The organism is Arthrobacter sp. 8AJ, from assembly GCF_902506025.1.
Lineage (GTDB): Bacteria > Actinomycetota > Actinomycetes > Actinomycetales > Micrococcaceae > Arthrobacter.
The window spans coordinates 4,199,806-4,215,123 of record NZ_LR733289.1; the positions used below are offsets into that span (position 1 = coordinate 4,199,806).

At 65.8% G+C, this 15,318-nt stretch carries 14 protein-coding genes; 11 read left to right on the top strand and 3 right to left on the bottom strand.

Annotation, left to right across the window (positions count from 1 at the left end; genetic code table 11):
- Nucleotides 1-157: 157 nt before the first annotated feature.
- Nucleotides 158-1,267 (top strand): LacI family DNA-binding transcriptional regulator, encoded by a 1,110-nt coding sequence (locus BACI349Y_RS19565; protein ID WP_159634873.1) that lies wholly within the window; start codon nt 158-160, stop codon nt 1,265-1,267.
- 29 nt (nt 1,268-1,296) lie between these two features.
- Here the strand turns inward: BACI349Y_RS19565 and BACI349Y_RS19570 are convergent, their stop codons facing one another.
- A complete protein-coding gene (locus BACI349Y_RS19570; protein WP_159634876.1) occupies nt 1,297-2,340 on the bottom strand; it encodes a LacI family DNA-binding transcriptional regulator in 1,044 nt (347 codons plus the stop codon).
- Between the two features lie 235 nt (nt 2,341-2,575).
- On the opposite strand from BACI349Y_RS19570, the gene BACI349Y_RS19575 reads away from it, so the two are divergent.
- From BACI349Y_RS19575 to BACI349Y_RS19605, 7 genes are read left to right on the top strand one after another with little or no spacing between them, the layout of a single operon-like run.
- Nucleotides 2,576-3,904 carry an extracellular solute-binding protein gene (locus BACI349Y_RS19575; RefSeq protein WP_159634879.1) on the top strand — a complete coding sequence of 443 codons (1,329 nt, stop codon included), beginning with the start codon at nt 2,576-2,578 and terminating at the stop codon, nt 3,902-3,904.
- Entirely contained in the window at nt 3,901-4,836 is a 936-nt protein-coding gene (locus tag BACI349Y_RS19580; protein WP_159634882.1) for a carbohydrate ABC transporter permease, read from the top strand. The genes BACI349Y_RS19575 and BACI349Y_RS19580 overlap by 4 nt, the downstream gene beginning before the upstream one ends.
- 1 nt (nt 4,837) lies before the next feature.
- Nucleotides 4,838-5,743, top strand: coding sequence for a carbohydrate ABC transporter permease (locus BACI349Y_RS19585; RefSeq protein ID WP_159634885.1), 906 nt, complete (start codon nt 4,838-4,840; stop codon nt 5,741-5,743).
- 13 nt (nt 5,744-5,756) lie between these two features.
- Nucleotides 5,757-6,947 (top strand): Gfo/Idh/MocA family protein, encoded by a 1,191-nt coding sequence (locus tag BACI349Y_RS19590; RefSeq protein WP_159634888.1) that lies wholly within the window; start codon nt 5,757-5,759, stop codon nt 6,945-6,947.
- 51 nt (nt 6,948-6,998) lie between these two features.
- Entirely contained in the window at nt 6,999-8,003 is a 1,005-nt protein-coding gene (locus tag BACI349Y_RS19595; protein WP_159634891.1) for a sugar phosphate isomerase/epimerase family protein, read from the top strand.
- 48 nt (nt 8,004-8,051) lie between these two features.
- Nucleotides 8,052-8,750 (top strand): ThuA domain-containing protein, encoded by a 699-nt coding sequence (locus BACI349Y_RS19600; RefSeq protein ID WP_159634894.1) that lies wholly within the window; start codon nt 8,052-8,054, stop codon nt 8,748-8,750.
- A complete protein-coding gene (locus BACI349Y_RS19605; protein ID WP_159634897.1) occupies nt 8,735-9,850 on the top strand; it encodes a Gfo/Idh/MocA family protein in 1,116 nt (371 codons plus the stop codon). Before BACI349Y_RS19600 ends, BACI349Y_RS19605 begins: the two co-directional genes overlap by 16 nt.
- A gap of 36 nt (nt 9,851-9,886) precedes the next feature.
- On the opposite strand, the gene BACI349Y_RS19610 is transcribed toward BACI349Y_RS19605, so the two are convergent.
- Nucleotides 9,887-11,038 carry a GGDEF domain-containing protein gene (locus BACI349Y_RS19610; RefSeq protein WP_159635973.1) on the bottom strand — a complete coding sequence of 384 codons (1,152 nt, stop codon included), beginning with the start codon at nt 11,036-11,038 and terminating at the stop codon, nt 9,887-9,889.
- Nucleotides 11,039-11,185: 147 nt separating this feature from the next.
- On the opposite strand from BACI349Y_RS19610, the gene BACI349Y_RS19615 reads away from it, so the two are divergent.
- From BACI349Y_RS19615 to BACI349Y_RS19625, 3 genes are all read left to right on the top strand, one after another.
- A complete protein-coding gene (locus BACI349Y_RS19615; protein ID WP_159634900.1) occupies nt 11,186-11,422 on the top strand; it encodes a zinc-ribbon domain-containing protein in 237 nt (78 codons plus the stop codon).
- A gap of 124 nt (nt 11,423-11,546) precedes the next feature.
- On the top strand, nt 11,547-12,908 hold the full coding sequence (locus tag BACI349Y_RS19620) for a hemolysin family protein (RefSeq protein ID WP_159634903.1): 1,362 nt from the start codon (nt 11,547-11,549) through the stop codon (nt 12,906-12,908).
- Nucleotides 12,901-13,941, top strand: coding sequence for a hemolysin family protein (locus BACI349Y_RS19625; protein ID WP_159634906.1), 1,041 nt, complete (start codon nt 12,901-12,903; stop codon nt 13,939-13,941). The genes BACI349Y_RS19620 and BACI349Y_RS19625 overlap by 8 nt, the downstream gene beginning before the upstream one ends.
- Nucleotides 13,942-13,995: 54 nt before the next feature.
- Here BACI349Y_RS19625 and BACI349Y_RS19630 read toward each other — a convergent pair whose 3' ends face one another.
- Nucleotides 13,996-15,261, bottom strand: a complete 1,266-nt coding sequence (locus BACI349Y_RS19630; protein WP_236560943.1) for an MFS transporter — start codon at nt 15,259-15,261, stop codon at nt 13,996-13,998.
- Between the last annotated feature and the right edge of the window lie 57 nt (nt 15,262-15,318).

A 15,318-nucleotide genomic window follows, 5' to 3' on the forward strand; every position in this document is an offset into this window, starting at 1 on the left:
TGGGAGGGAGGCGGTGCTGTCAGGGCCGCCGAAGAAAGTCGCCGATGCTCTTGTTGAGTCCGGTCTCACACCTTAGGATTGAGACCGGACTCACATCGATGGATAGAAATGTAGCGGAAGTCACAGGGGGCGTCAACAGCCTCTTCGAAAGGTGAAGATGAGCGCTGAAGGAGCACGGCGGCGGGACGTCACCGTAGCAGACGTCGCAAAGGCAGCCCAGGTCTCCAAGGCCCAGGCAGCCCGCGCGTTGGGCAATTACGGCGCCGTCAGCGACGACGTCCGCGAGCGCGTCCAGGCCGCGGCGGAGGCCCTTTCCTACCGGCCCAATGAGCTTGCGCGCAGCATGAACACGGGCAAATCGCACACCATCGGCGTGGTGGTGGGTGACATCGAAAACCCCCACTTCGGACTGGCGACCCGGGGCATCACGGACACGGCAAAGAAGGCCGGCTACAACGTCATCCTGGTCAATACGGACGAGGACCGCGAGGCGGAAGTGGACGCAGTGCGGGTGCTGCTGGACAAGCGCGTGGACGGGCTGATCGTCGCTCCTGCGTCCTCGGTGGACACCGGACACCTCCAGGAGGTGCACCGGTCAGGCCGGCCCATGGTCTTCATCGACCGCACTGCCGGGGACATGCCGGTTGAGACCATGGCCGTGGACATGGCACGGATTTCGCGCGAGGCTACGCGGTACCTGCTGGATGCGGGCCACCGCCGGATCGCCTTCATTTCCACGTTGAGGACTAATGCCCCGTACACCCCCGGAATGACGCTGGAGTCCTCACAGATTGCCGACCGTATCGAAGGCATGCGGGAGGCCTTCCTGGAATCCGGGCTGGCTTTTCCGGAGGACCTGGTCCGGTTGAACGCGGGCGATGAAGACTCCATCCGCAGCATTACCCGGGAAGTGCTCAGGGGTCCGGACCGGGCCACGGCCGCGGTGGCGTCCGACGGCCTCATCGCCCTCAGCGTTGTGGAAGCGATCCAGGAACTGGGCCTGTCCATTCCAGCGGATGTTTCATTCCTGATGTACGACGACTTTGCGTGGACCAGGCTGACAACCCCGCCCCTCACAGTCATCGCCCAGCCCGTCTACAACATGGGAGTGGCGGCAGCGAAGGCGCTGATCCGGCAAATGGAGGGGCTCCCGCCCGCCGCTCCCGCACAGTTCACGGCAACCCTGGTGCGGCGTGGGTCAGTGGGGCCGCGCCCGGCCACTACCGGGAAACCCGGGCGCGAACAGCTGGCGGGGAAGCCCGCCTGACGCCCCGGGCGCCCCGCCCCCGCACTCACTCAGGCGGCGGGAGGGGCGGTGGACTCGCGGACAATCACGTGGGTGGCCAGCTCCACCCGGTGCGAATCGAGGACCTCACCGCGCGCCTGGCGCAGCAGCGACCTCAGGGCAGCCCGTCCCATCTCCTCAAGGGGCTGGGCCACCGAGCTCAAGGAAGGGACGGACTGCTCGCCCTGGTTGGTGCCGTCGAAACCGATGAGGCTGATGTCCTCGGGAACCCTGATCCCGTGGTGCCGCGCCTCACTCAGGACGCCCAGGGCGATCGCGTCGCTTCCGGCAAAAATGGCGGTGGGAAGTTCATCAAGCTGCAGCAGTGCTTTGAGTCCCCTGACCCCGCTCTCGGTCCGGAACCGGCCCCCGGAGACAATGTACCGGGGGTCCACCGGCACGCCGGCAGCCATCAGGGCGGCCATGTAACCGTGAAGCCGCGCCTGGTTGCATTCAGCTCTCTCGATCCCGCCGATGTAGGCGATGCGGCGGTGCCCCAGCCCCAACAGATGCTCGGTGGCCGCCTTGCCGCCGGCCCAGTTCGTCGCGCCGACGCTGACCACGTCAGCGGAGGGCGGATTGAGCGGGTCGATGACCACCACCGGAATCTGGCGGCGCCGGAACGCATTCAGCTGGGCCTCGCTGAAGGCTGAGGTGACCACGATCATTCCCGCCCTGCCCTCTTCCAGGATGCGCTGGGCGCGGCGTTCGGGGCTGTGCGGCCCAACGGTGGACTGGCCGGTCACACTCACGAGGATTTCGACGTCGGCGCCGGCCGCGAACTGCAGGATGCCGTTCAGGACCTGGATGGTGTAGGCGGAATCAAGGACGTCGATGACCACTTCCACCACGGTGGAACTTTCCGCGGCTGCGCGGCGCTGCACGGGCGATTGGTACCCCGCCTGCTCCAGTACCGCGAGGATCCGCGCCCTGGTTTCGGGAGCTACGTCGTCCCGGCCATTCACCACCTTGGAAACAGTTGGAGCCGAGACCCCTGCCTGCCTGGCAACGGTGGCGAGCGTTGGCTTTGTCCGCTCAGGCAATTTGGTCGTCATTGGTTCGCAATCTTTCGAAGATGGAGAGTGCATTCATTTTGAGGAAGCGGGCTTCGAACGTCAAGCACGGCCCGGTTTCCGGGATCCAGGGAAAAAGATCCTCTACGATCCCTTGACCACGCGGATATTTCGGGCTTTAGTTTACACCGTGACTTATATCACCATTCGAAATGTTTCGAATGAACGTCGGAGCTGATGCCCCGTACCTCGACAGCAAATTCACAATGGAGAAGCAATGAAGCAACCCCAGACGTCCCGGCGCTCTTTCCTCGCCCTCGCTGCCCTTACTCCCTTTGCCGTTGCCGCAACGACTGCCTGCGGAACGTCAGGTCCGGGCGCCTCCAGCGGCGGTGGAGGCGCCAGCATGTGGTACCTGTCCGGTGAACCGAACCAGACCACCATGCAGAAGGCGGTGGATGCATTCAATTCGGCCAACTCCGCTGACAAGATCAACGTCACCTACTTCCAGAACGACGCCTACAAGACCAAGATCAAGACCGCCATCGGCGCCAACCAGGCGCCAACCATCATTTACGGCTGGGGCGGCGGTGGCCTGAAGACGTACGCCGAGGCCAACCAGGTCGAGGACCTGACCAGCTGGTTCGAGCAGAACCCGGACGTGAAGAACAAGTTCTTCCCGTCCTCCTTCGGCGCCGCCACGATCAACGGCAAGATCTACGCACTGCCCAACCAGTACGTGGCCCCGATTGTCCTGTTCTACAACAAGGACCTGTTCCAGAAGGCAGGCGTCCAGCCGCCCAAGACGTGGGAAGACATCATGTCCCTGGTCAAGACTTTCAACGACATGGGCGTGGCTCCCTTCTCCCTGGGCGGCCAGTCCCGCTGGACCTCGATGATGTGGCTTGAGTACCTGCTGGACCGCATTGGCGGCCCGGAAGTCTTCAAGGCGATCTTCGAAGGCAAGCCCAATGCCTGGATGGACCCGGCGGTGATCGAGACCGGCACCAAGGTGCAGGAGCTGGTCTCCGCCGACGGCTTCATCAAGGGCTTCTCCTCCATTACCGCAGACTCGCAGGCAGACCAGGCACTGCTGTTTTCCGGCAAGGCCGCCATGATGCTGCACGGTTCCTGGACCTACGGTGCCATGAAGAAGGCCGGCCAGAACTTCGTCCAGAACGGCAAACTGGGCTTCGTCCCCTTCCCCACCATTGCCGGCGGGAAGGGCGATCCAAAGAACGGCGTGGGAAACCCCGCGGCCTACATGTCCATCTCCTCCAAGGCCAGCGACAAGGAAAAGGAATCCGCCAAGAAGTTCTTCAAGGACGGCATCCTGACCGAGACCGTGATCGACGCCTACATCAACTCCGGCTCGGTGCCCATCGTCAACGGCATCGAAGACAAGCTGAATACGTCCGAGGACAAAGAGTTCCTTAACTTTGTCTACGACATGGCTAAGAACGCCCCGAACTTCCAGCAGTCCTGGGACCAGGCGCTGAGCCCCACCGCCGCCGAAGCCCTGCTGAACAACATCGACCAGCTCTTCCTGAAGTCGATTACGCCGCAGCAGTTCGCCGAGAACATGAACGGCACCCTCGGGAAATGAGTAACGCCGTCTCCACCGCCCCGCGGGCCACTGCCAGGATCAAGGAATCCAGGCAGACCGAACAGCGCAAGGCCGCCTTGGCCTGGCTGACACTGCCTGCCCTGTTCTTCTTCCTGGTGTTCGCCGTCATCCCGTTGGCCGGTGTGCTCATCCTCAGCTTCACCAGCTGGGACGGGATCGGTGCCATCGGGGCGGCGGGGCTGGACAACTGGTTCTCCGTGCTGGCAGACCCGGGGCTGTACAACGCCCTGGGCTTGACCTTCCTGATCATGATCGTCTCGTGGCTGGTCCAGACCCCCATCAGCCTCCTGCTGGGGGTCTTCACGGCAGGAAGCCAGCGGTACCGTGCCGCCCTGGCAGTGCTGTACTTCCTGCCCCTGCTGCTGTCCTCGGCCGCCGTCGCCATCGCCTTCAAGGCCCTGCTGGACCCGAACTTCGGCCTGGCAACCGGCCTGGGCCTGCCCTTCCTGGCGCAGGACTGGCTGGGGGTTCCGCACCTTGCCCTGGGCCTGGTCATCTTCGTCATCGCCTGGCAGTTCGTGCCGTTCCACACGCTCATCTACCAGGGCGGCGTGCGGCAGATCCCCAAGTCGCTGTATGAAGCGGCCCAGATCGACGGCGCCGGAACCATCAAGCAGTTCTTCCACATCACCCTGCCCCAGTTGAAGTACACCATCATCACCTCCTCCACGCTGATGGTGGTGGGCTCGCTGACGTACTTCGACCTGATCTTCGTCCTCACCGGCGGCGGACCCGGAAACTCCACCCGGATCCTGGCCCTGGACATGTACCTCAGGGGCTTCCGGGCCAACCTCATGGGCCCTGCCAGCGTCATCGCCGTCATTCTCGTCATCATCGGCCTTGCACTTGCCTTGTTCCTCCAGCGCCTTGGAGGCAAGGACAAGCAGGGCAGCCAATTGGAAGGTTTGTAGGGTGAGTACCGTCCTGAAGAGCAATACGCGGGAGGACCGGACCGGATCCATTGGCGGCCCACCGGCCTCCACAAGGGGACTCGGTTCACGGCTGAAGCGGCTGAACATTCCCGGCGGCCTTGGCGGCTGGATCTGGCTCGCCATCATCATCCTGCCGGTCTATTACGTGGTGATCACCAGCCTGAAGACGCAGGCAGGCTACTTTGGCCAGAATCCCCTGGCCCTGCCCACCTCGCCCACGCTGGAGAACTACCAGATGGTCCTCGAGGCGGATTTCGCAACGTACTTCATGAACAGCGCCATCGTCACGCTCGGTTCCGTGATCCCCACGGTGCTGGTTTCCTTCATGGCTTCCTTCGCCATCGTCCGTGGCAGCGGCAGGTTCCTCAAGCTGGTCAACGGCGTGTTCCTCATGGGGCTTGCCATTCCCCTGCAGGCAACGATCATTCCCATCTACCTGATGATCATCCGGCTCAACCTGTATGACAGCCTGCTGGCGCTGATGCTGCCGTCCATCGCCTTCGCCATCCCGCTGACGGTGCTGATCCTCTCCAACTTCATCCGCGACGTCCCGAACGAACTGTTCGAGTCCATGCGGCTGGACGGCTGCAGTGAATGGCAGACCATGTGGCGGCTCGCGCTGCCCCTCACCCGGCCCGCCATCGTGACCGTGGCCATCTACAACGGCCTGCACGTCTGGAACGGGTTCCTGCTGCCGCTGGTCCTCACCCAGAGCCCCGGCCTGCGGGTGCTGCCCCTGGGCCTGTGGACCTTCCAGGGCGAATTCAGCGTCAACATTCCCGCCGTGCTCGCTTCCGTGGTGCTCAGCACCCTGCCCATCCTGGTGCTGTACGTCATCGGCCGGCGCCAGTTGCTCGCAGGCCTGACCGCAGGCTTCAGTAAGTAGAAAGGACATCTCCATGACCACCGCACAACCCCTGCGGGTCGGCATGGTGGGCTACGCCTTCATGGGTGCAGCCCACTCCCACGCCTGGCGCACCGCACCCCGGTTTTTCGACCTGCCCCTGCAGCCCCGGCTGACAGCGGTCGCGGGCAGGAATGCCGACGGCGTCCGCGCCGCGGCAGACAAGCTCGGCTGGGAATCGGTTGAAACGGACTGGCGCCGCCTGATCGAGCGCGACGACATCGACCTCATCGATATCTGCACGCCCGGCGACACGCACGCCGACATTGCCATCGCCGCCTTGGAAGCAGGCAAGCACGTGCTGTGCGAGAAGCCGCTGGCCAACTCCGTCGAGGAAGCCGAACGGATGACGCTCGCCGCGGAGACCGCGGCCAAGAACGGCGTCCTCTCCATGTGCGGCTTCAGCTACCGCCGCACTCCGGCGCTGGCGCTGGCCAAGCGGTTCGTGGAACAGGGCAGGCTGGGCGGCATCCGCCATGTCAGGGCCCAATACCTGCAGGACTGGCTCAGCGATGCCAACGCCCCCATGACCTGGCGGCTGGACAAGAGCAAGTCCGGATCCGGCTCGCTGGGTGACATCGGAGCACACAGCATCGACGCCGCGCAGTGGGTTACGGGCCTGAACATCAGCGGGGTCTCGGCACTGATGGAGACCTTTGTGCAGGAACGCCCGCTGGCCGGCGACCTGGTGGGACTCGGCGGGCACGGCGACCTCAGCAGCGATGCTCCGCGGGGAAAAGTCACGGTTGATGACGCGGCAATCTTCAGCGCAAAGTTCGACGGCGGCACGGCTTCGGGTGCGATCGGCGTCTTTGAAGCCACGCGTTACGCCCTGGGCAGGAAGAACGCCATGCGGCTGGAGGTCAACGGCACCAAGGGTTCCGTTGCCTTCGACTTCGAGGACATGAACGTCCTGTCCTTCTACGACGCCGCCGAATCCCCCGACGCCGGGTTCCGGAAGATCTTCGTCACCGAGCCCGAGCACCCCTACGTCGGCAACTGGTGGCCCACCGGCCACGGCCTGGGGTACGAACACGGCTTCACCCACCAGGTGGTGGACCTCGTCACGGCCATCGGCGAAGCCCGCCAACCGGAACCGTCCTTCGCGGACGCCCTGCAGGTGCAGCGGGTCCTGGCCGCTGTGGAGTCCAGTGCCGCAAATTCCAGCCAGTGGCAAAAAGTCTGAGCAGCGGTTCGGCACGGCAACGACCAGCTTCAAGCGATCCAAGGAATAGACATGACACGACCAATCACGCTGTTTACCGGCCAGTGGGCCGACCTGCCCTTCGAGGAAGTGGCACGGCTCGCGGGCGAGTGGGGCTTCGACGGGCTGGAGATCGCCTGCTGGGGCGACCATCTGGACCCGCGCCGCGCGGCCGAGGATGACAACTACCTCCAGGGCCGGCTGGACATCCTCGAAAAGAACAACCTGAAGGTGTTCGCCATCGCCAACCACCTGACCGGACAGGCGGTGTGCGACGACCCCATCGACGAGCGCCACCAGGGCATCCTGCCAGCGGACATCTGGGGTGACGGCGAGCCCGAAGGCGTACGGCGCCGGGCAGCGGACGCCATGAAGGACACCGCCAGGGCTGCTGCCCGCCTGGGGGTGAAGACTGTCACCGGCTTCACGGGCTCCTCCATCTGGAAGGCGGTGGCCATGTTCCCGCCCGCCTCCCAGGAAATGATCGACGCCGGCTACCAGGACTTCGCGGACCGCTGGAACCCCATCCTCGACGTCTTCGACGAAGTGGGTGTCCGGTTCGCCCTGGAAGTCCACCCGTCCGAAATCGCCTATGACTACTGGACCGCCAAGCGCACCCTTGAGGCGATCGGACACCGGGAGAACTTCGGCCTGAACTTCGACCCCTCCCACTTCATCTGGCAGGACCTGGACCCCGTCATGTTCCTGCAGGACTTCGCGGACAGGATTTTCCACGTCCACGTCAAGGAGTCCATCCGCCAGCTCGACGGCCGCAACGGCCGCCTGGGCTCGCACCTGGCCTGGGCCGATCCCCGGCGCGGCTGGGATTTCGTCACGGCAGGGCACGGGGACGTGCAGTGGAACCGGATCTTCCGGACCCTGAACGCCATCGGCTACGAGGGCCCCACCAGCATCGAGTGGGAGGACGCCGGCATGGACCGGCTCATCGGGGCCCCGCAGGCGCTGGCCATGGTCCAGGACCTGGCCCGGATCGCCCCGCCGGCAGCGGCCTTCGACGCCGCTTTCGCCAGCCGCTGACCCCACGCCTTGCCGGCAAAAGCCGGCAGCCAACCAAAGGAAACCCCAATGACAGAACGCAAGAACGCCCTGGTGGTCCGCGGCGGCTGGGACGGCCACCAGCCCTACGAGGCCACAGAGCTCTTCATCCCCTACCTCAAGGACAACGGCTACGACGTCCGGGTGGAGGAATCCCCCAAGGTCTACGCCGATGCCGCCTACATGGCAGGGGTGGACCTCATCATGCAGTGCATGACCATGACCACCATCGAAAAGGACGAATTCGCCGGACTGCGGGCAGCCGTGGAGAACGGCACCGGCCTGGCCGGCTGGCACGGCGGCATTGCCGATTCCTACCGGAACACCTCCGACTACCTGCACCTGATCGGCGGCCAGTTCGCCTGCCACCCCGGCAAGCACCCGGATGAGTGCATCGGTGAGCAGTCGGACAACTACGTGCCCTACACCGTCAACATGCTGCCGGCCGCCGCCGACCACCCCATCACCAAGGGCATCAAGGACTTCGACCTGGTCACCGAACAGTACTGGGTGCTGTCGGACGACTACATCGACGTCCTGGCCACCACCACCCAGAAAGTCCGCGAGTGGGACCCCTGGAACCGCGAAGTGACATCCCCCGCCATCTGGACCCGCCAGTGGGGCAAAGGCCGGATCTTCGTGTCCACCCCCGGGCACCGCGTGGAAATCCTCCAGGACCGGAACGTACGCACCATCATCGAAAGGGGCCTGCTGTGGGCAAGCCGTTGAAAGTCGGAATCGTTGGCTGCGGAGCCATCATCGCGCAATACCTCGCCAACTTCCGCCGGCTGGACCAGATCCAGCTGGTGGCCGTGGCGGACCTGGATCCGGCACGTGCGCAGGCCGTGGCGGATGACTACGACGGCGTCCGCGCCGTCTCCGTGGACGAACTGCTCTCCGCAGAAGACGTGGACCTGGTCCTGAACCTGACCATCCCCGCCGCCCACGCAGAGGTGGCACTGAAGGCGATCGCCGCAGGAAAAAGCGTTTACGGCGAAAAACCCCTGGCTGCCACCACCGAAGAAGCACGCCGGGTGCTGGACGCGGCGCGGGAGGCAGGTGTCGTCGTCGGCTGTGCACCGGACACCGTGCTGGGCACCGGGATCCAGACCGCCCGGAAAGCCATCGATGACGGACTGATCGGCGCACCCATCGCGGCGTCCGCCACCATGGTGACGCCGGGCCACGAGCGCTGGCACCCCAACCCTGACTTCTACTACCAGCCCGGCGGCGGCCCCCTCCTGGACATGGGCCCCTACTACGTCACGGCACTCGTGACGCTGCTGGGCCCTGTGGTGTCGGTGATCGGTGCGGCCAGCCACACGCGGAATGAGCGGACCATCGGCTCGGGGCCGCGCCAGGGCGGGAAGGTCCCCGTGAACATCGATTCCCACGTCACCGGCGTCCTGGTCCACGCATCCGGCGCGCTCTCGACGCTCTTCATGAGCTTTGATGCCGTGAAGTCCAAATCCCCCAACATCGAGATCCACGGCGAGCGCGGCTCCCTGGTGGTACCGGACCCCAACCACTTCGACGGCGACGTCCAGCTGTTTTCCCTGGGCGCCGAGGACTGGGAAACCCTTCCCGTGTCCGCCGGCTACGTGGATTCCGGCCGCGGGTTCGGCATCGCGGACCTGGCCGCCACCCCGCAGGGAATGGAGCCCAGGGCCGGCGGAGCCTTGGCCTACCACGCCCTGGAGGTCATGGAATCCGTCCTGGAGTCCGCACACAAGGGCACGGCGGTGGCCATCGAGAGCACCGTTGAGCGGCCTGGCAGCGTGGAGCTGACGGTCCTGGCTGAGCAGGCAGACGCGCTCCAGTCCAAGTAGGCAGGTGTCCGGAACCGCGCCGCAGAAGCAGGGGGGCTAGTGCAGCCGATCGCTGCGGGCGGCGCGGTTCCTGCCCAGGGACTTGGCCCTGTACAAAGCCGCGTCCGCCGAGGCGACCAGGTCATCGGCATCGAAAGTTCCGGCGTCGTACGTGGAAATCCCGTAACTCGCGGTGGGCATCTCCATGCCATCCGGTGCTTTGGCGCCGGCCAGGCGCCTGCTGATTTCCTCCGCGATCGTCTCTGCCCGTTCCGCGCTTGCCCCCGGAACCAGGATGACGAACTCTTCCCCGCCATACCGCCCGATCAGGTCGGTGGATCGGACAGTTGCCACGCAGGCGTCGGCGAAGGCCTGAAGCGCCAGGTCCCCGGCGGCATGGCCGTAGGTGTCGTTGACCGCTTTGAAGTGGTCCAGGTCGGCAAGGATCAAGGCTCCCGAGCCGCCCGTGATGCTGCGGTCGGCAAGCTGTTCCGCAGCAAGGTCCATGAAGGCCTTGCGGTTCAATAGCCCCGTGAGGTCGTCCCGGGTGGCGACCACGCGCAGGGCACGCGTCTGCTGTTCACTGCTCAACGCCGCCATGCTGAAGGAAACCACCACCAGCAACACCATGGTGACCAGCGTGGTGATGGCCGAGCCAAAGACATTAACGAACACCGGGCCATCCGGGCCCTCCACGAGGAACGCCAGCCAGCGGAAGAAGTAAAAAACGGAAAGTCCGCCCGCAGCCACCGCCATGGGGATGCGGACCCGCGAATAACCCGGCTCAAGGCGCCACAGTTCACGGGACGCAAGCCCAACAGTCAAGCTCATCGCGGCGAGGAACACGGGACCGCCGGACCAGGTGTTGGTGGCGGGATGGTCGAGCAGGGAGGCAACGAGCGTGGCCAGCGGAATGCCCGTGAAGGCCCACTTGGGCGGCCGCACTGTCCGCAGCGAACGCGCCCCTGCCCACACCGCGACGCCGCCGTGGACCAGCAGGGTGTTCCCGGCCGGGTTGGCCCACCACTGGTTGGGCGTGCCATCGAGGAGGAAACAGGCCGATCCCGACAGGAAGAACAGCAGGGCGCCGCACCACCAGGCGCTGTACGGCGATCGCGTCACCCGGTAGGCGGAAAAGTAGAACAGAACCACCAGCACCAGGGCCATCAGGCCAAAAGCGATGCGCAGGGTTGCCGTATCCAGAACCATGTGCCAGACGTCCCCCCAAATGCGGCGATTGCTGCTCACGCAAGTATTGCATTTAACACAGACACTGCAGAAGCTCCCGTACCCCTGACGGACACCTTCGAAACCCGCCTAGGGTGGTGGTTAGCAACCGGACCACGAAAGGCCGCCATGCTTCTTCTCTTTGGGTTCAAGACCGTGCACAAGGCCCTGCCGGGACGGACCGCTACCTGCCCGCACTGCGGCGCCTTCATCCACCACCTCCTTGAGGAGCAGGCCACCAGGTTCACGCTGTTCTTCATCCCGGTGCTTACCGTGTCCCGGAAATACCGGATCACCTGCACCAACTGCGGCCATGAATCCTCCATCAGCGCCCGCCGGAAGCGTGCGCTGGAACTGCGGCGGTAGGGCGCCGGGAACCTTCGCGTCCCCGGCTGAGTTGAAAGGGTTATGGACGACCCTCCTTCACACATGCCCTGGCCCCTCTGCCACCTGACCGGATCACCGGCCACACCAGGAGAGGGGCGCCCCAATGTTTGAATGGATCATGCTGGGCATCGGCCTGGTCCTGACCGTCGGCACCGGCTTCTTCGTCGCCTCGGAGTTCGCACTGGTGAACCTGGACCGGCATGACCTGGAAGTCCGCCAGGCCCGCGGCGAAAAGAGGCTTGGGCCCACCATCAAGGCCCTTCGCATCACCTCCACGCACCTCTCCGGCGCGCAGCTGGGCATCACGCTGACCACCCTGCTGACGGGCTACACCTTTGAGCCCGCCATCAGCCGGATGCTCAGCGGCCCGCTGCAGTCTGCGGGGCTGGCCGAAGCCCTGGTGCCGGCCGTCGGGTCTGTTGCCGGCATCTTTCTGGCCACGGTCTTCTCGATGGTGGTGGGCGAGCTTGTCCCCAAGAACTTCGCGCTGGCCCTGCCGCTGGCCACCGCCAAGGTGGTGGTGCCGTTCCAGGCCCTCTTCACCGCCGTGTTCAAGCCGGTAATCCTGCTGTTCAACAACACGGCCAACAGCATCATCCGCGGCTTCGGCATCGAGCCCAAGGAGGAACTCTCGGGTGCCCGGAGCGCGGAGGAGCTGAGCTCCCTGGTGCGCCGGTCCGCCGTCGAGGGCGTCCTGGACCTGGACCACGCCACCCTGCTGCACCGCACCCTCCGCTTCTCCGAGTACAGCGCGGCGGACGTGATGACCCCGCGCGTCCGGATGGCGGCGGTGGGCGCTGCGGACACCGCGGAGGACATCGTGGCCCTTGCCACCTCCACCGGTTACTCCCGCTTCCCGGTCACCGGACGTGACAAGGATGATGTCCTGGGCCTCCTGCACGTCAAGCAGGCCTTCGCCGTGCCCCTTGGCCGGCGTGCGGACACCACCGCGGCGGAGCTCATGATCGAGCCGCTGCGGGTTCCGGAATCCATGGGCGTTGACACGCTCCTGGGCCTGCTTCGGCGCCAGGGTCTCCAAGTGGCCATCGTCTCCGACGAGCACGGCGGCACGGCCGGGATCGTCACGCTGGAGGACCTGGTGGAGGAGATCGTGGGAGAGCTGGAGGACGAGCACGACCGGGCGCGGGCCGGGGTGGTCCGCGTGGGCCGTTCCGTCACGTTCGACGCCGCACTGCGGCCGGACGAGCTGCTGGACCGCACCGGCATCGAGGTCCCCGACGGGGACGAGTACGACACCGTGGCCGGGTACGTCACGGACCGGCTGGACCGGCTTCCCGAGCTGGGTGACGAGGTGGCGGTCGACGGCGGCACCCTCCGCGTGGAGCGCGTGGCGGGCATGCACGTGGAACGGCTGCGTTTCACCCCTGCCGCGTCCGGTGAACCGCCGCGCAGCCCGCACGACCGGATCATCGACAACCTGACCCAGGAGCTGACCCATGAGTGAGTATCTTCCCGGCATCATCTGGCTGGTGGTTCTCCTTTTGGTCAACGGCTTCTTCGTGGGTGCCGAGTTCGCCGTCATTTCGGCCCGCCGCTCCCAGATCGAACCCCGCGCCGAAGCCGGGAGCAAGGCTGCGAAAACCACCCTCTGGGCCATGGAACACGCCACCCTCATGCTGGCCACCAGCCAACTGGGCATCACCGTCTGCTCCCTGGTCATCCTGAACGTGTCCGAACCCGCCATCCACCACCTGCTGGAAATCCCGCTGGGCCTGACCGCATTGTCCTACGAGGCAATAAGCATCATCGCGTTCGTGGTGGCGCTGCTGCTGGTGACGTTCCTGCACGTGGTGGTGGGCGAGATGGTGCCCAAGAACATCTCCTTCTCGGTGCCTACCCGGGCAGCCCTCCTGCTCGCCCCGCCGCTGGTGTTCGTGGCCAAGGTGTTCAAGCCGGTGATCTGGACGCTGAACGGGATTGCCAATTCCGTCCTCCGGCTCTTCCGGGTTGAGCCCAAGGACGAGGCCACCAGCGCGTACACCCTGGATGAGGTGGCCACCATCGTGGAGCAGTCCACCCGGGACGGCATGCTGAAGGACACCACCGGCGCCCTGACCAACGCCTTCGAGTTCACGGCCAAGACGGTGGCCGACGTCCAGGTGCCCATGGCGGAGATGGTGCTGCTGCACGACTCCGCCACGCCGGCGGACATCCAGCAGGCCGTGGCAGGACACGGCTACTCGCGGTACATCCTGGTTAACGCGGCCGGCGAGCCGGATGGCTACCTGCACCTCAAGGACGTCATGGACCTCACCTCGGCGGAGAAATTCCACCGACCGGTCCCGGCCAAGAGGGTGCGCCGCCTTGCCTCGGCGTTTGCCGGGGCGGACCTCGAGGACGCCTTGGCAGCGATGCGGCGGACGGGCGCCCACGTGGCAAGGGTGTTCGACGCCGACGGCAGGACCACCGGGATGCTCTTCCTGGAGGACATCATCGAGGAATTGGTGGGCGAGGTGCAGGACGCCACCAGCGCATAACCGGTATTGATGCGGTGGTGATGGGGGCGGATCCAGGGATCGGGTTTCCCTCGCTCAGCGGCCCAGTTCCGGAAGCCGCAGCAGGGCTACCGCCGCCGCGGCCACCAGGACCGCGGCGGCGGCGCTGATTCCCGAATACCCGGTCATGCCCATGACCGGCCCTGCGGCCGCGCTGCCCAGCGCTGCCGCGAGGGACATGGCGGCATCCGAAAAACCCTGGGCGGGGATCCGCTGGGAGGGTGCCAAGGCAGCGACGAGCAGCGTGGATCCGGCCACGGTGGTGGCGGACCAGCCCAAACCCAGCAGGACCAGCCCGGTGGTCACGGCCGCCGGATACTCCGGCGCCAATCCCGTCACCGCCACCGCAGCCATAAGGGTTGCCAGGCCCGCCAACACCATCCGCGCGGGGCCCATCCTGTCCGTAAGCCACCCCACCAGCGGTGACAGGGCGTACATTCCGGCAATGTGCAGGGAGATGGTCAGCCCGATCAGCGCGATGGTGTCCGGGTGGCCCGCGGCCGCGCCTGCCTGGTGCTGCATGTGCAGCGGGGTCATCGACATCACCGCCACCATCACCGCATGGGCAGCCACCACCGCCACCACTGCCCCGCGGGTGGTGCGGTTCTCCCGTACGATCTGCCATCCGGCCTGCAGGGCGCCCCGGCGCCGAACACCGTCACCGGAATCAGGACCATCCATGGTGCGGCGGGTCAGCAGCGGGTCGGGCCGGAGGAAGACCCACACAATCGAAGCACCGATGACCATGCCGGCTGCCGAGATGAGGAACGGCCCTGCTGCGGCAGGAATCCCCAGCCAACCGGCCACCAGCGCGCCGGGACCCACCATGTTGGGGCCGGCTACTGCCCCGATGGTGATGGCCCACACCACCAGGGAAAGGTCCCGCCCCCGGTGCGCGGGTTCGGCCAGGTCCGTCACCGCAAAGCGGGCCTGGAGGTTCACTGCCGAAGCCACGCCCACCAGGAAGGCACCCCCGAGCAGCAGGAGGAAGAGCCCCGTGATCACGGCGCCCACCATCAGGGCGGTACCGGCAATCGCAGCGGCAAGCCCCGAGGCAAGGGCAAAACGGCGGCCGCGGGAGAGCGCCAGTTGCGCCAGCGGTATGGCCGTCACTGCCGTCCCCAGCGTCAGGGACGTGTTGACTGAGCCTGCCCAGGCCTCGGAGCCTGACAATTGCACGGCCAGGATCGAACCCAAGGCGAGCGTGGAGCCATTGCCCAGCCCGGAAAAGATCTGGGCGGACACCAGCGTACTGCGCATCCGGGACTGCAGGGAGCGGGCGGTTTCGGCGGTGGCGGTCAAAGGTGTGGCTCCTGGTCAGGAAAACGTGGGGTGTGGCAGGACCCCCTGGGGCAGCCC

What these genes read in the sequence shown, in the direction of transcription:
- BACI349Y_RS19600 (WP_159634894.1), top strand. Translation starts at nt 8,052, where the DNA reads ATGACAGAACGCAAGAACGCCCTGGTGGTCCGCGGCGGCTGGGACGGC.
- BACI349Y_RS19595 (WP_159634891.1), top strand. Translation starts at nt 6,999, where the DNA reads ATGACACGACCAATCACGCTGTTTACCGGCCAGTGGGCCGACCTGCCC.
- BACI349Y_RS19620 (WP_159634903.1), top strand. Translation starts at nt 11,547, where the DNA reads ATGTTTGAATGGATCATGCTGGGCATCGGCCTGGTCCTGACCGTCGGC.
- BACI349Y_RS19625 (WP_159634906.1), top strand. Translation starts at nt 12,901, where the DNA reads ATGAGTGAGTATCTTCCCGGCATCATCTGGCTGGTGGTTCTCCTTTTG.
- BACI349Y_RS19565 (WP_159634873.1), top strand. Translation starts at nt 158, where the DNA reads ATGAGCGCTGAAGGAGCACGGCGGCGGGACGTCACCGTAGCAGACGTC.
- BACI349Y_RS19590 (WP_159634888.1), top strand. Translation starts at nt 5,757, where the DNA reads ATGACCACCGCACAACCCCTGCGGGTCGGCATGGTGGGCTACGCCTTC.
- BACI349Y_RS19575 (WP_159634879.1), top strand. Translation starts at nt 2,576, where the DNA reads ATGAAGCAACCCCAGACGTCCCGGCGCTCTTTCCTCGCCCTCGCTGCC.
- BACI349Y_RS19570 (WP_159634876.1), bottom strand. Translation starts at nt 2,340, where the DNA reads ATGACGACCAAATTGCCTGAGCGGACAAAGCCAACGCTCGCCACCGTT.
- BACI349Y_RS19615 (WP_159634900.1), top strand. Translation starts at nt 11,186, where the DNA reads ATGCTTCTTCTCTTTGGGTTCAAGACCGTGCACAAGGCCCTGCCGGGA.
- BACI349Y_RS19610 (WP_159635973.1), bottom strand. Translation starts at nt 11,038, where the DNA reads ATGGTTCTGGATACGGCAACCCTGCGCATCGCTTTTGGCCTGATGGCC.
- BACI349Y_RS19580 (WP_159634882.1), top strand. Translation starts at nt 3,901, where the DNA reads ATGAGTAACGCCGTCTCCACCGCCCCGCGGGCCACTGCCAGGATCAAG.